Annotated in this window: 13 protein-coding genes; 4 read left to right on the forward strand and 9 right to left on the reverse strand. The window is 44.4% G+C overall.

Going from position 1 to position 13,477, the window contains the following annotated elements; translation table 11 throughout:
• Window positions 1-37 precede the first annotated feature (37 nt).
• Window positions 38-793 (reverse strand): alpha/beta hydrolase, encoded by a 756-nt coding sequence (locus tag ACUTVW_RS08165; RefSeq protein WP_445645310.1) that lies wholly within the window; start codon window positions 791-793, stop codon window positions 38-40.
• A 138-nt stretch (window positions 794-931) separates the two neighbouring features.
• Between ACUTVW_RS08165 and ACUTVW_RS08170 the strand changes: the two genes are divergently transcribed.
• Complete coding sequence (locus tag ACUTVW_RS08170; RefSeq protein ID WP_445645311.1) at window positions 932-1,549, forward strand: TetR/AcrR family transcriptional regulator; 618 nt, start codon at window positions 932-934, stop codon at window positions 1,547-1,549.
• A 58-nt stretch (window positions 1,550-1,607) separates the two neighbouring features.
• Here ACUTVW_RS08170 and ACUTVW_RS08175 read toward each other — a convergent pair whose 3' ends face one another.
• The 6 genes from ACUTVW_RS08175 to ACUTVW_RS08200 form a co-directional block, all read right to left on the reverse strand.
• Window positions 1,608-4,259 (reverse strand): ABC transporter permease, encoded by a 2,652-nt coding sequence (locus ACUTVW_RS08175; protein ID WP_445645312.1) that lies wholly within the window; start codon window positions 4,257-4,259, stop codon window positions 1,608-1,610.
• Entirely contained in the window at window positions 4,252-4,944 is a 693-nt protein-coding gene (locus ACUTVW_RS08180; protein WP_445645313.1) for an ABC transporter ATP-binding protein, read from the reverse strand. The genes ACUTVW_RS08175 and ACUTVW_RS08180 overlap by 8 nt, the downstream gene beginning before the upstream one ends.
• Window positions 4,945-5,058: 114 nt before the next feature.
• Window positions 5,059-6,306: an ATP-binding protein gene (locus ACUTVW_RS08185; protein WP_445645314.1), complete on the reverse strand. Its 1,248-nt coding sequence runs from the start codon at window positions 6,304-6,306 to the stop codon at window positions 5,059-5,061.
• Window positions 6,306-7,007 carry a response regulator transcription factor gene (locus tag ACUTVW_RS08190; RefSeq protein WP_445645315.1) on the reverse strand — a complete coding sequence of 234 codons (702 nt, stop codon included), beginning with the start codon at window positions 7,005-7,007 and terminating at the stop codon, window positions 6,306-6,308. Before ACUTVW_RS08190 ends, ACUTVW_RS08185 begins: the two co-directional genes overlap by 1 nt.
• Window positions 7,008-7,247: 240 nt before the next feature.
• Entirely contained in the window at window positions 7,248-7,436 is a 189-nt protein-coding gene (locus ACUTVW_RS08195) for a hypothetical protein (RefSeq protein ID WP_445645316.1), read from the reverse strand.
• A 54-nt stretch (window positions 7,437-7,490) separates the two neighbouring features.
• Window positions 7,491-8,231 (reverse strand): class I SAM-dependent methyltransferase, encoded by a 741-nt coding sequence (locus tag ACUTVW_RS08200; RefSeq protein WP_445645317.1) that lies wholly within the window; start codon window positions 8,229-8,231, stop codon window positions 7,491-7,493.
• Between the two features lie 138 nt (window positions 8,232-8,369).
• On the opposite strand from ACUTVW_RS08200, the gene ACUTVW_RS08205 reads away from it, so the two are divergent.
• Together ACUTVW_RS08205 and ACUTVW_RS08210 are read left to right on the forward strand one after the other, a co-directional pair.
• Entirely contained in the window at window positions 8,370-9,572 is a 1,203-nt protein-coding gene (locus tag ACUTVW_RS08205; protein ID WP_445645318.1) for an MFS transporter, read from the forward strand.
• Entirely contained in the window at window positions 9,559-10,206 is a 648-nt protein-coding gene (locus ACUTVW_RS08210; protein WP_445645319.1) for a TetR/AcrR family transcriptional regulator, read from the forward strand. Before ACUTVW_RS08205 ends, ACUTVW_RS08210 begins: the two co-directional genes overlap by 14 nt.
• Before the next feature lie 171 nt (window positions 10,207-10,377).
• Here ACUTVW_RS08210 and ACUTVW_RS08215 read toward each other — a convergent pair whose 3' ends face one another.
• Together ACUTVW_RS08215 and ACUTVW_RS08220 are read right to left on the reverse strand one after the other, a co-directional pair.
• Window positions 10,378-11,415, reverse strand: a complete 1,038-nt coding sequence (locus ACUTVW_RS08215; RefSeq protein ID WP_445645320.1) for a ketopantoate reductase family protein — start codon at window positions 11,413-11,415, stop codon at window positions 10,378-10,380.
• A 13-nt stretch (window positions 11,416-11,428) separates the two neighbouring features.
• The gene (locus ACUTVW_RS08220) at window positions 11,429-12,175 is read right to left on the reverse strand and encodes an acetoacetate decarboxylase (protein ID WP_445645321.1); all 747 of its coding nucleotides are present in this window, start codon (window positions 12,173-12,175) and stop codon (window positions 11,429-11,431) included.
• Between the two features lie 165 nt (window positions 12,176-12,340).
• Between ACUTVW_RS08220 and ACUTVW_RS08225 the strand changes: the two genes are divergently transcribed.
• A complete protein-coding gene (locus ACUTVW_RS08225) occupies window positions 12,341-13,225 on the forward strand; it encodes a LysR family transcriptional regulator (RefSeq protein WP_445645322.1) in 885 nt (294 codons plus the stop codon).
• Window positions 13,226-13,477: the final 252 nt, after the last annotated feature.

Here is a 13,477-nt window from a genome sequence, read left to right on the forward strand (position 1 = left end):
CTGATGAAAACTTCGGTCCTTTTTTTAATTTTAACGATTATAATGATTTCATCCATTCGTTCAATGCGTGAACGACCCTTTGAAGCTGCTCTTGCTCTGTGATCTTGGGCTCATGGTCCCCCTTTTGCATTCCGTAGGAGCCAAATTGACCATGGTTGCCGCCGTCAATGCTTACAAATGTTGTGTCATTCGGAAGATTGGATTTGGCTTTTTCCCACGATTCCCAGTTCAGAACACCATCATTGCTTCCCGTAATTTGCAGTGCGGACAAGTTCGTTCCGTCCAGTCTCCCTCCATCATCTGCATAGGAGGCTAGGTAGAAGACACCTTTGATCTGATTGGTGTGCGCTGCAGCATATCTGGAAGCAAACACACCTCCTAATGAGTGCCCACCAATGACAAAACTTTCACCCGCATGTTCCGCGAGAAACGAATTCGCACGGTTTCCACCGAACATCGCCAAGTTCAGTGGCATCTTGGTAATATATACACGATGTCCTTGCTCCGCCAGTGCTCGTGCCATAGGCGCGTAACTTGCCGGCTCCACCAGACCTCCGGGATAAAACACAACATTCGGCTGCGTGATATCTTGCCCTTTAGATTCAAATTGATAACCGTTCTTCACTTCACTGACACTGACCTGATTGTCACTTTTCATTTCCGCTTGTTCCGACGGGCTGTATGTGACCGATGCCAGGTAGGCAAACACGCCTGCTACCAAGGCAATGATGATTACACTAATCCATATCGTCACTTTTTTCCATCTGCTCTTACGCACTGTTGTCTGTGCCATAACTCCGTTGCCCACCTTTATAACGTATCATTTTTAATTACAGAATTAATTATATTTACTGGTAAGTAAAATTACAAGTCTCTTTACTTATATTTATGATTTGACATAAAATGTTGTGGAAGGAGTGTGTACGAATCTATGCCAGAGCAAGTACCCAAACGTTTGCGTGGGAGACCCAAGCATACGGACAATGACATTTCGATGCAGCAAACCATTATTTATACCGCGTCTACCCTTTTTAAAGAATTTGGCTACGAGACGGTGACACTTCAGCAGATCGGAAAAACATGCGGCGTCTCGAAACCAACCATATATTATCATTTCGCGGGCAAAGCGGATCTATTCGTGGCAGCGATGACAACGATGCTGCAGAATGTCAGAAAAATTACGGCGCATATGCTGGATCAAGCTGAACATCTGCGGGAAGGATTAATTCAATTAGCCGAAGCGCGGCTGGCGAATCCCCACGGTGAGATCGAAACCATGATGCGTGAAGCGGAGCCTTTATTGGAGCAAGAACAGATTCGTGCGATACGTGAAGCGGAGCATCAGATTCATGAAGTGTTAGCCTCTCATTTTAGAAAAGCGATGGATGAGAAGATTTTTCGTGAAGAAGACCCGCTTTTCTTGGCTGAGGCTTTTTCGACTCTAATGTTAATGGGTAACCGCGAGCATGATCGCCAGAAATACGAATCTCATCGTGTCCTGGCTGAGAAAATTGTACGTGTTTTTCTTGAGGGAGTGACGATCTCTTGAAACACCAAAAAAGCTCCGTTGTTCATCCTCTAGAGAACAACGGAGCTTTTTGACGAGGTTAATTTTCGCCGCGTAAACCATCTGTAATCTGGATTCGTTCAAGTCTTCTAAGCGGCCAATATGAGGCTAAGAGTGTGGCTGCGATAGCACCCAAACTGCTGATCAGAATGCTGCCCCAAGGCATCACCCATTCAATCTGCACAGCATTCCTCATCAGATAAGAAACACCGTAGCTCAAGGCTGTACCGAGAAAACTTCCGTACACAGCGGCAAAGACACCATAGAACACACCCTCAAGCAAAACCATCTTACGAATTTCCTTTTGCGTCATACCAATTGCTTTTAATACGGCGAACTCCTTCGTTCGCAGAATAAGATTCGTACTTACCGTATTCAAAATATTCAGAAACGCAATGGCTGCAATGACTCCTATAAAACCGTACAGGAATATATTTAGCGTCAGCGCATCGTTACGGGCTTGTTTCATCTCCTCTACCCGATCGCGATAGTTATACCCTGCATCCTGCTGAACAAGGCTTTTGAAATAACCTACAATTGCCCCGTTATCTGTCTCAGGATTGGCTTGAATGAATATTCTGTCATAGGCGCTATCGCCCGTGATGTTTTCAATCACCTTCGGTGTCGTTATCATTTGAATAACAGCACTTTCGGTGTATTTACCAGAGAGAGGCGCTTGATCTGCGGTTCCGACAACAGTAACGGTTTTGTATGACTGCTTGTCACCCATTGACCGGATCTTAATTTTATCCCCAACTTTGAAACGGGTTTGATCAATGATCACATTGGTTCCTTTGTCGGTGATCATACTGATTTTCTGGATAACAATGACACCATTTTCATCATTCATTTGGCTTGCATCAATGCTTCCGGAGGTGAGTTTGGGACGAAGTTCCTGAAGTCCGTTTATACCGTAAGATGTCAGAAAGTTGTTACCCATCCGATACCCGTTTTCCTGTTCAACAGTGTACATTTCTTTCTGCTGCTGGTAGTAATCCGGATTTATTTTCTCTTTCGGAATGATCGCTTGAAGCTGGTGGTTGTAGAAAGAATAAGCCTCTTTAACTCCATCAAGTGTAACCAGCTTGTTATACACCGAATTAGGGATACGTTTATTCATCCCCTGGTAGTCCAAGGAGTAAGAGTAATCGATGCCTGATTCAGAGGTTGTTCCCAGAACGTTCACCAAGCCGCCAAACACAATATACATAACAATGCTGATAATCATTGAAAAAGCCGTAATGCGAAATCTCTTTCGGTTCCGCCGAATATTTCGGCTGGCAAAGCGCCCTTCAAACCCTAGCCATTTGCTGTCCGCAAAAGATAAGGGCTTGAAATCTCCCTGTTCTACCACCGTGCTACCTGAGGTTTTCAGTGCTTCAAGCGGTGAGACGCTCGATGCCAGCTTGGCCGGGCCAAGAGCTGAGGTATAGACAATAATCAGTCCTAAACCTGCTGCCGCAAGTAGAATAGGCAATGAAATAATCATGTGCATATCGTTCAAGAAACCTAATGTCAGCATGCTAATGTTATAGAATAAAACTTTCATTAGAACTGTTCCTGTAAATAAACCGATTGGAATGGCAATTAGACTAAGCACAGTCGCTTCCTTAAAAACAATCTTGCGAATCTGGGCGGGTGTTGCACCGATACAGCGCAGCATGCCAAACTGAGAGATGCGTTCAAGCACTGAAATATGAAACGTATTGTAAATTACCGCGCTTGTGCAACCCATGATGATCAGAACAATAGCTGCAAATGCATACATTGAGCTTTGGTTAACGTTGGGATAGGTGCTCTTGCCAAACAGTTTGAGCAATTCATTGTTATATTCAATGCGTATATCCTTTAACACATTTTCCCGGTTCAGCTCCTGAGCAGAACCTTGATCCACATTCCCTAAACCCAATGAAGACAGGATGGCCTCGCTCTTCTCCTTTATATTGTCCATCGATTTCATGGTTGCATAGATAAAAAATTTCTGAGTTGGATCGATTTTTTGATGATCATCATACGTAATCGCTGAATAGATGAAGGTGGATGACCACGTTACATTTTGGGCTGTTTTCATCACCCCAACAACGGTGTACCGCTGTTTTACGCGCGATTTGAATTTCTCATCCAGATTCCACCCATAATCACCAATGGAGTTCGCACTTTTCACCTTTCCCGTGGAAGCTTCTAGCCGATCTCCCAGGTTTAGTGTAATCTTGTCACCAAGCGCTGGTTTCGAAGTGAAATTATTCAGGCTCCAAGATGACAAAATGATTTCATCAGGTTTTTGTGGCAGACGTCCACTCTCCAACTTAACTTGAAGCTTGGACATGGCTTGCGCGTCGTATCCTTTTACATTCAAATAACGGTACGGTGCAGCAAACGGGTTTTCTTTTTGCTCCTTTTCGCTAGTGGAACTTATGATTGCATAACCAATACGATGAATGACTCCTGCACTGCCTATGGTGGCCTGATTTACAATGCGAGGTACGTCTTTGCCTGGAACCCCATTGAAGGAGACCTCATAATCTCCATAATCTTGAGTCGTCTGACGTACCAGTTTGTCCTGATAACTCATCGCTAGTGTGCCGACAGCCGTAAGAAGTGTTACCGACAGAATGATGCCAACAATGGTGAGAATAGATCTTTTTTTCTGTCCAAGCAAATATTTCTCCGTGAGCGCCGTGTACTTATGCATCGTACTGACCCTCAAGTTGCTGATCGAAAAGAACCCCGTCTTTAATGTTCACAATGCGATCCGCTCTCCGGGCTATATTGGAATCATGTGTAATCATAATCAAGGTTTGATTGTATTTTCGAACCGAATAGGTGAGCAAATCTACAATTTCTGTGCTGTTTTTGCTATCGAGATTGCCTGTCGGTTCGTCAGCAAGAATGATCGAAGGTTTGTTAATCAAGGCCCGTCCAATAGCTGTACGCTGCTGTTGCCCACCCGATAGCTGGTTAGGGAGATGATGCTTTCTGTCCTTTAGACCGAGTACATTCATGAGTTCCTCAGCATAGTCTTCATCGGCTTGACGATGGTCAAGCAGCATAGGCAGTTTAATATTTTCCTCTGCGCTTAGAACCGGGATCAGGTTATAGGCCTGGAAAATAAAGCCGATCTTTCGTCTTCTGAAGATTGCTAAATCCGTCTCGTTCAGAGAATACAAATCTGTCCCATCAATGTGGACTTGTCCACTTGTTGGACGTTCCACACCTCCAAGCAGATGCAGTAACGAACTTTTCCCCGAACCGCTGGCACCAACGATAGCGACAAATTCACCCTGTTGAACGGTTAAGTTAATATCTTTCAGTGCTTCGACCATGGTGTCGTTACTTCCGTATGTTTTACATAATTCATGCGTTTTTAAAATTTCCAAAGCATGTGCCTCCTTCATGAGCTGTGAACAATTGATGTAATCATATTGGTTATTATAAGCTCGGAAGCTTACGTCAAAGTGAAGAGGAAGCTTACGTTATTGTAAGCTTCCTCTTCATGCACCGACCTTTTTCATGAAAGTGATTCGGAATTCAGCTCCCTTTCCGGGCTCGCTTGATACCGAGATCGTTCCACCCAAACCTTCAATGATGGGCTTGGTCAGCGACAGACCTACCCCGGTGCTGTGAGGTTTGACGTTACTTCTTCCCAGGTAAAATCGGGTAAATACATGGGAGATCTGCTCCGGCCCGATCCCTTCTCCTTCATCCCGGATGATAATCGAGTGAAATAAGCCTTCGTCTTCCATCGTAATGTACACTCTCCCTGATACCGGAGAGTGCTCCAGCGCGTTTTTCGTCAGATTGATAATCGCCTCGGTTAACCATTCTTCATCTACATGCAGAATCATGTCCTCGCCACCCTGAACGATGATGGTCTGTTTCTTCTGCTCTGCCAACGTCTGCAAGGTCAGCACGGTTGATTCAATGATGTCTTTGGGTTTAACCTTTTGCAGTTGAAAAACGATAGCTCCCGCTTCCACTCTTGCCAGCTTTAACAAGCTGATAATCAGCCATTCCATGCGTTCGATCTGCTGCTTGCTACGTTCCAGAAAAGTGGTTCGGGTTTCTTCTTTCATATGTGGATCATGCAACATGTTCTCATTAAATACGAGCAGGGATGCGAGCGGTGTTTTGAGTTGATGTGATATATCGGTAAGCAGATGGCTTAGAAATGTTTTCTCCTGCTTCAGCTGATCTACACTATGACTTAGTCTACCTGCCATCATGTTGAAGCTATGACCAAGCGCACTGAAGTCTCCTTCTGTGCTCTCAGGCAGAGACGTGTCAAATTGGCCTTCCACGACCTGTTCTGCTGCATGTGTAACAAGGCGGATTCTGGCAAACAACTTGCGGTACTCCCAAAATAAAAGGATTACAACCGGGATGCCACACAGGAAAAAGACCAATGCTGTATTCCCGGGTAATGCTGTTCCGGACAGGGCAGGCTGATCCTGAATATTCATTTTCTCTGTATACCCGTATTGAGACAATATTTGTTTACCTAACGTAAGATCCTGTTGGTTTGTACCTTGAGTGATCGTATGAATGAGCTGATCTTCAAGCTGTGGCTGCTTACTTAACACTTGTCCAACAAACGCCGCATGTTGGTTGATAACCGTTTCATTGATGCTTTGTATTTGCAGGTTCATCACAACGTAAATGAGTACGGTCAAACCTAATTGAACAAAGATGAATTTGGTGAAAACAGATTTCCACTCGGGATTACGGATGACTTCGTACATCAGCGGTATGCTCCTGTCGTTTCAGCGTTCCATTTGTACCCAACCCCACGAATGGTAACAATGTACCGAGGCGCGGCGGGCGTTTCCTCCACCTTTTCTCTTAATCTGCGTATATGTACGGACAACGTATTATCATCAATGAATTCCCCCGAGACATCCCATAACTTCTCAAGGATTGCTGTCCTGCTGCATATTTGTTTAGGATGGGACATTAACATGAGAAGCAGCCGGAACTCTAACGTTGTCAGCGAAACTTCCTTTTTATTTTTGAAAACAACACCTTCCAGTACGCGAACTTCAAACTCTTCCGATTTCCAGATATTCGAATTCTGCTCAGGGCGGGAATGACGTCGTAAAACAGCCTTGATTCTGGAAAGCAGCTCCTTGGTGCGGATCGGCTTGGTCATATAATCGTCAGCACCCAGATCAAGTCCTGCGACCACATTCATCTCTTCATCCAGCGCGGTGAGAAAAATGATCGGCACTTGTGATTCCATACGAATTTCCTTACACAGTTCATACCCCGTTCCATCGGGCAAATTAATATCGAGCAAAATAAGTTCTATCTCAGTCTGTGTAAGAGCATCGCGAGCTTCCTTCAAACTTCCCGCATGACTGACGTCATAGCCTTCATTGGTTAAGGTATACTCTATCCCAAACACAAAATTTTCATCATCTTCAACAAGTAAAATACGATTCATTGTAGCACCCCTATCCTAGCGTAACCTCTTAAATCCAAGTGTATGTGCCTCATCATTCTACTAAAAGTGACATTTGGAATACAAGGAGAAGGTCGGTCGTTCATTGAATCAAGAGGTTCTGATGCTGGCGGGAAAATCGAAAAAAGACAACCGATATCGGTTGCCTGTGACGAATAATCATAAAACAGCCAAGTCGTGCCAAAGTGCAGGGTTCCTTTTCACAATGCCCCTTTAACTACTTTACTTCATCAGCTTCTCCGGATTCTTTACCTTAATAGAAACGACCTCGCCACAGTCCTGACAGATCGTATATACACGTTCAGAACCAAGTGCCATTTTTTTATCCAAAGGGCGCAAATTAATAAAATCAGTTGCCTCCACGAAGGATGTGCTTCCGCAATCGTTACAAGTTCTGGATGTTGTTGTCATATCATCAATTCCCCTTTCTACTTATGTAGTTTAATCCATAATTTTAATGCATGCTTACCCTTTCTTACATACACTTATCACCATTGAACTTGAAGGCTGAAACGGCGTTTGATCCCAGTTCGCATACTGTCTCTCCACGGTAAAACCTTGCTTCTCCAGCAACTGCTGAAGTGTCTGCACGTCTGTAAATCGGCAAGCAATGCGGGAAGTTGTTTGGCGATGTCCCCAGTCCCGAATGGTCACCCAGTGCATAATCTGCTTCTCGGCATCATACGTTTGGGTGCCAGATACCTTGACCGTAACACCATCCATATCAACAAATGTACCCCAGCTCTCTTCCTCTTCATCCGATAGATCATTACCGTCCGGATTCCGCATTTCAAATACAAATATGCCACCAGGCTCCAAATGATTATACGCCGTTTGCAGCAATGCCTGCTGATCCTCATCGCTCAGAAAAGCCTGAAATGCATTTCCCGTCAGAAAAATCATCGAGAAGCGCTGATCGGACTCAAATGTACGTGCATCTGCTGCGATAAAATCAACCGGCAGATCCTTCGCTTTGATCCTTGCATAGGCAAGCATGGGCTCTACGATATCTACACCGCTAATTTGAACTCCTCTTTCGGCTAAATAAAGTGTGGCTAGTCCTGTTCCACAAGCAAGCTCCAGCACTTGTCCCGGATTTTGCTTCGCAAGTTGAAGGAAAAATTCGTATTTGTCCGTCTCACCGCCAAATTCCAGATCATAGTTCATTGGATCTCGGTACTCTTCCTGATTGTTGTGATCAATCAATACGTCTCATCCTTTTCCATCAAAAATGTATTTACAACAGGAATTATAACACATTATAATGGTTTACATTAAGTAAATGTTAACAATGTGTAAACCTTATTGATTGCGTACATGATGGAGAAGGAGAAATTTAAACGTATGAGTACAATGCCACAATCTACCCGCTTTCCGATGTTCATTCTCATGTTAAATCTGTTTATTGCTTTGTTAGGACAAGGGATGCTGATTCCGATTTTACCAGAGTATCTAAAGCTGTTCCATGCAGGAGGCACCGTTGCCGGATTTTTGGTTGCAGCTTTTGGCGCAGCCCAATTTCTATTTTCGCCGCTGGGGGGACAATGGGCTGACCGTTTTGGACGTAAAAAGCTGATTATGGCAGGTATGTTTCTGGTTGTCGTGTCTGATCTTATTTTTGCGGTATCCACATCTTTGCCTCTCTTATATATCGCTCGTTTCATCGGGGGTATCAGTCTAGGTCTGATGGTTCCAGCCAATCTGGCTTATGTTGCTGATATTACAACTCCTGAGACCCGTGCCAAGGGGATGGGTTATTTCGGTGCATCGATGAACCTGGGTATGGTGCTTGGGCCAGGTCTTGGCGGTTTTATTGCCGAGATGGGTGTGCGTATGCCGTATTTCGTCGCTTCCGGTTTGGGTCTGGTTGCCGCACTGCTCACCCTTCTTTTGCCCGAGACTCTTCCTCCTGAAAAAAGAATACTCTCTTCTTCGAAGAAAAAGGGTTTCGCTATAGGAGAACAAATCTGGAGTTCGTTCAAGGTTCCCTATTTTGGATACTTACTGATTATCCTTGTAATGACCTTTGGCCTAATGAGTTATGAGACCGTCTTCTCACTTTTTGCCAAATACAAATACGGCTTTAATGCTTCAACGATCTCCATTATCATCACTATGGGAGCGATTATAGGCATTGTGATCCAAATCTGGCTACTGGACGTTTTTGTGAAACGCTTGGGCGAGATCAAGCTCATCCGTCTGTCCTTAATCATGACTCCGATCGCTCTTCTGCTGATGTTAATTAAGGTGAATCTGGTATTTCTGTTATTTGCGTCAGCACTGTACTTTGCATTTAATGCATTCCTGCGACCGACAGTCAGCTCGCTGATCTCCAAAGAAGCAGGGGATCGACAAGGCTATGCCTCCGGCCTGAATACGACGTATTCCAGTCTGGGAACCGTCTTCGGCCCGCTCGTTGCAGGTCTGCTGTTTGACAAAAACGTAAACTTCCCGTATATTTTTGGTGCTTTAATGCTACTGGCTGCGTTAACACTTACGTTGAAGACACAACGTTCCAGGAAAGGAAACCGATATGCAAGCGAATGAGAATTGGCATCAGCAGTTAAAAAATCAGAATCGGGATGAACTGATCGAAGCGGGTAAGCATCTTTTTCTAAAGTACGGTCTGCTTCAAGTAAAAATCAAAGACATTTGTGCTGAAGCGAATCTAAGCCGAGTGACCTTCTATAAACATTTTCAATCGATCGATGAGCTGTTGCTTACCATTCAGATTCAGTTGGTTGAATCCATGACACAGCATGTCGGACAGGCTACAAGCCCAAATGCTAGTGGCCGTGAACAGCTTGCAGCGATGCTGAACGCATGGGTTTCTTTTGCTAAGAAGAACCCCGACCATATTCGTTTTATTCAACTCTTCGATATCAATTATGAGGTGGTTCATTTCCAGCAAGAACTGAAAGATACCTACGAACGGTTTATTCAAAACGGTAAAGAGAACCACTTCCTGCTTCAAGCGTTGATTTCAGGAGTTGCCGACGGCAGCATCTGTAATACTACCCCTCCGCTTAAGCTGGCGCAGTTCATATTTACGGTGATGATGGGGATGTTGCAGAAGATGTTTACACACCGCTCACATGAACTCCATCAACTGGATGATCAAATGACAAAACAGTTGGTCGATATGTTGCTGCATTATGCAGGCAATGAGGACAAAGGATAGATCGAATGCGTTGAGCAAGAGTAACCCGTTTGAATAATGACCCTTAGCTAAACTTCACAAAATAAAAGAAGCCCTCCCTCACACGTATAGTTCATTGTACTCATGTGGAAGGAAAGGCTTCTTTGTTTGCGTTTTGTGTTATGAATTTGTGATTACATCAAGCTTCAGGCTTTACACCTGTGACATATTCAAAAGCTGCTCAAACGCATGGATGTTGGTTTCAAACTCAGGTACGTTCTGTGCTTCTTCTGCGGCCTGGACAAGCTTAACCACCATATCATTATACGGTGTTGCAATTCCCGTTCCTTTTGCCTTGCTCGAAACTACACCGTTGATGTAATGAATCTCCGTTTTACGTTGTTTCTCCAGATCCTGCAACATGCTTGCTTTAAGCAGTCTCGAAGGTTCCATCACATAGCGCAGCGTTTGAATACGTTCCGGAATGTCCTCTTCGTTCTGAAGTTCCAGTGAAGCCATATCAAATCCGTTCATGGTGACAAACGAAACACCGTTCGCATGTCCAACCTTGATCGTTTCGTCAACAATATGAACCGCACTTCGAATGCCTGCTTCATGATCCAGAATATCTCCATACGTGCCATTCAGCGCCGCAGACAATCCGCTAAAAGCATTGTTAATCAGCAGTTTTGACCATTTGGTTCCCACCAGATTATCCGAGATATGTGTACCGCCAACCAGATCCAGTACTTCTTTTACCCGCTGAATTCGCTCGGTTGTTTCTCCGTTTAATTCGCCAATCTGGAATGCGTACTGCTTGAATTGAGGATACGCCGTGGTGAGGCTGGACACACCAGGTTCCATAAAGGTTGCGCCAAACTCAACCGAACCCGCGATGACCCGTTCAGCTCCAACGATCGATGCCACGTTGTCTTCCGGAATCCCGTTTTGCAGAGAACAAACGATACTGTCTTCATGCAGATACGGCAGCAACTCCTTCAGCACCGATTCATTGAACAGTTGTTTCGTTAACAACAGCACAAGATCATATTGTCCTGATTTTTGTTCAGGGGTGATTGCTGTTACTTTGGCCTGGAACTCGGTTGTTCCGGTTACTTTTGCTCCTGTCTGATTAAGTGCATCGACATGTTCCTGATACGCATCAATTAACTCCACGTCCATTCCGCCATCTGCCAGATAAGCTCCAACGATGGTTCCAAGTGAACCTGCACCTACAATTGCAATTCTCATATGTGTTGCCTCCTTATTTTTCTTCCAGATAGTTATATACAGGCTGTGCTGCATTCAAAGTTAAGTTCGTCAGGATGTGTGAAGCAGACACGACTTCAAGCACTGGTAAATCAGCCAAAGGCGCAAGCGCATGCTCAAAAAGTTGTAGCCGAGCCGGGCCTGTCCAAGCTTCCTTCACCTCGATGTCGGTAATCTGGGTACGTATCAGGTCGCAGATCCGCAGATTCCCGGTATAATCCGTAGCTATTTTGATCATAAAGTTGGGACGACAGATTTCTTTTTTCGCAAGTTCTTTGTCCATTTCCACATGTTTAAAACCCATCGTTGCAGTAGCTACGCGTAGTGAGCCGTAGTCGAGTGTGCCCACGAGTGTGTCAGAGTCCGTATACAGCTTGGGAGCACTGAGCTTTTTGGGATAAGCGGTTAACTCTCGGCCACTTGCAATGGCGGGGAAGTTATCCACGTACATCGAATGCACGTAATCCCCGTCTTCCCCATTGAACTGCACGGGAATGACCTGTCCAGCTTCCGTATACGCGCCAAGTCCAGAAACATCCGGCATCCACATCACTTCGAATTTCACCAAGGGTTCGGTGATTTGCAATGGCTCAGGAACAGCTGCCCGCAGAGCCTGTTCATCCGTTCGGTAGATAATGTTCAGATACTCGCGATTCACGAATTTATAAGGTGGCATGGGATATGCCGGGGCTGTTAAAGGCGTGTTCAGGTTTTTAGCAATATTCTTCACATCGATTTTCATGAAAAAGACACCTGCCCTTACATTAATGATTGATTGGTTATGTCATTGCACTTTTTGTTTATTTACTTATTTGCTATAAATAAAGTCTACATCTTTCTTTAAATTTAATATAATACATAATAAGCACTATATATATTTATTGAAATAAATAAGGAGTGCATACAAGTGGAGCTTCTCCAATTGAAATATTTTCAAACCGTAGCGTATACAGAACATATCTCCAAAGCCGCTGCTCAGTTAAATATCGCTCAGCCTTCGTTAAGTCTCACCATAAAGCGGTTGGAGGACGAAATGGGTACTCCCCTTTTTCATCGAAAAGGCAGAAACATTGAGCTGAATGCCGCCGGAGAAATTTTGCTGAAACATGTGAACCGCATTTTTGTTGAGCTGGAGAATGCCAAGCTGGCCATTACGGAAAAAGAGGATGAACTGTCGAGGTTGATACGGATCTCCATCTCCAATTCAAGATTTCTATCAGGTTTGATACGTGAGTATATCGAAGTTTTCCCCGATTCACAGCTTCATCAAGGTATTGCAAGTCGAAATGACATTATTACACAGCTGAAAAAAGGAGATGTGGATCTGGGGATCACCGGCTACCCGGTTCAGGATGAGGAGATTGACAGCCGTGTGCTTGTCGAGGAGGACATTGTGCTTGTCCTGCCTGCTGATCATGCTTACGGCAGTGAAAAGCAACTCTCATTACACACCGCTGCTAGTGAGCCTTTTCTTTCTCTCGCCAATAACGATGAATACCGACGTTTCACCATGATGCTGTGTGAAAGGGCAGGTTTTGTTCCCCATTTGGCATTCGAGGTCGATTCTCATACATTGGTCGAGATAATCAGGCTGGATCGTGGTGTTGCACTGCTGCCTATTTCTGTCTGTCGTAATCTTGGACTGCACTATGTGCCGATTGCTGACGATGCTGCCGTATATCCGATCAGCTTGTCATGGATGAAACATCGAAACCTCTCTTCATCATTGGAACAATTCCAACATTTTATTATTTCGTATTACACATCCAATGCCTCGATGTTTAAGGTGTAATATGAATGAGGATTCGATGGCAGGTGATTGACGCAGCCTTGGCTCTTCAGCTGACTGCTGTTCGTATTAAAAACAAAAAAAGCCGCTAAATTAGCGGCTTAATGGAAACAATTATGGTCCGTTCAACAGGACAGTATCTTTCCTACTCTAATTATAACGTTTACAAAAATAGAATAACAGACTGTTTTTTCACCGATGTCTGCACTATACTGCTTAGGGCGTGTCTTGAAACCTACTGAAGTGCATCTTTTA

Source organism: Paenibacillus sp. TSA_86.1, assembly GCF_052691815.1.

What these genes read in the sequence shown, in the direction of transcription:
- ACUTVW_RS08165 (WP_445645310.1), bottom strand. Translation starts at nt 793, where the DNA reads ATGGCACAGACAACAGTGCGTAAGAGCAGATGGAAAAAAGTGACGATA.
- ACUTVW_RS08190 (WP_445645315.1), bottom strand. Translation starts at nt 7,007, where the DNA reads ATGAATCGTATTTTACTTGTTGAAGATGATGAAAATTTTGTGTTTGGG.
- ACUTVW_RS08215 (WP_445645320.1), bottom strand. Translation starts at nt 11,415, where the DNA reads ATGAGAATTGCAATTGTAGGTGCAGGTTCACTTGGAACCATCGTTGGA.
- ACUTVW_RS08210 (WP_445645319.1), top strand. Translation starts at nt 9,559, where the DNA reads ATGCAAGCGAATGAGAATTGGCATCAGCAGTTAAAAAATCAGAATCGG.
- ACUTVW_RS08220 (WP_445645321.1), bottom strand. Translation starts at nt 12,175, where the DNA reads ATGAAAATCGATGTGAAGAATATTGCTAAAAACCTGAACACGCCTTTA.
- ACUTVW_RS08170 (WP_445645311.1), top strand. Translation starts at nt 932, where the DNA reads ATGCCAGAGCAAGTACCCAAACGTTTGCGTGGGAGACCCAAGCATACG.
- ACUTVW_RS08195 (WP_445645316.1), bottom strand. Translation starts at nt 7,436, where the DNA reads ATGACAACAACATCCAGAACTTGTAACGATTGCGGAAGCACATCCTTC.
- ACUTVW_RS08205 (WP_445645318.1), top strand. Translation starts at nt 8,370, where the DNA reads ATGAGTACAATGCCACAATCTACCCGCTTTCCGATGTTCATTCTCATG.
- ACUTVW_RS08185 (WP_445645314.1), bottom strand. Translation starts at nt 6,306, where the DNA reads ATGTACGAAGTCATCCGTAATCCCGAGTGGAAATCTGTTTTCACCAAA.
- ACUTVW_RS08175 (WP_445645312.1), bottom strand. Translation starts at nt 4,259, where the DNA reads ATGCATAAGTACACGGCGCTCACGGAGAAATATTTGCTTGGACAGAAA.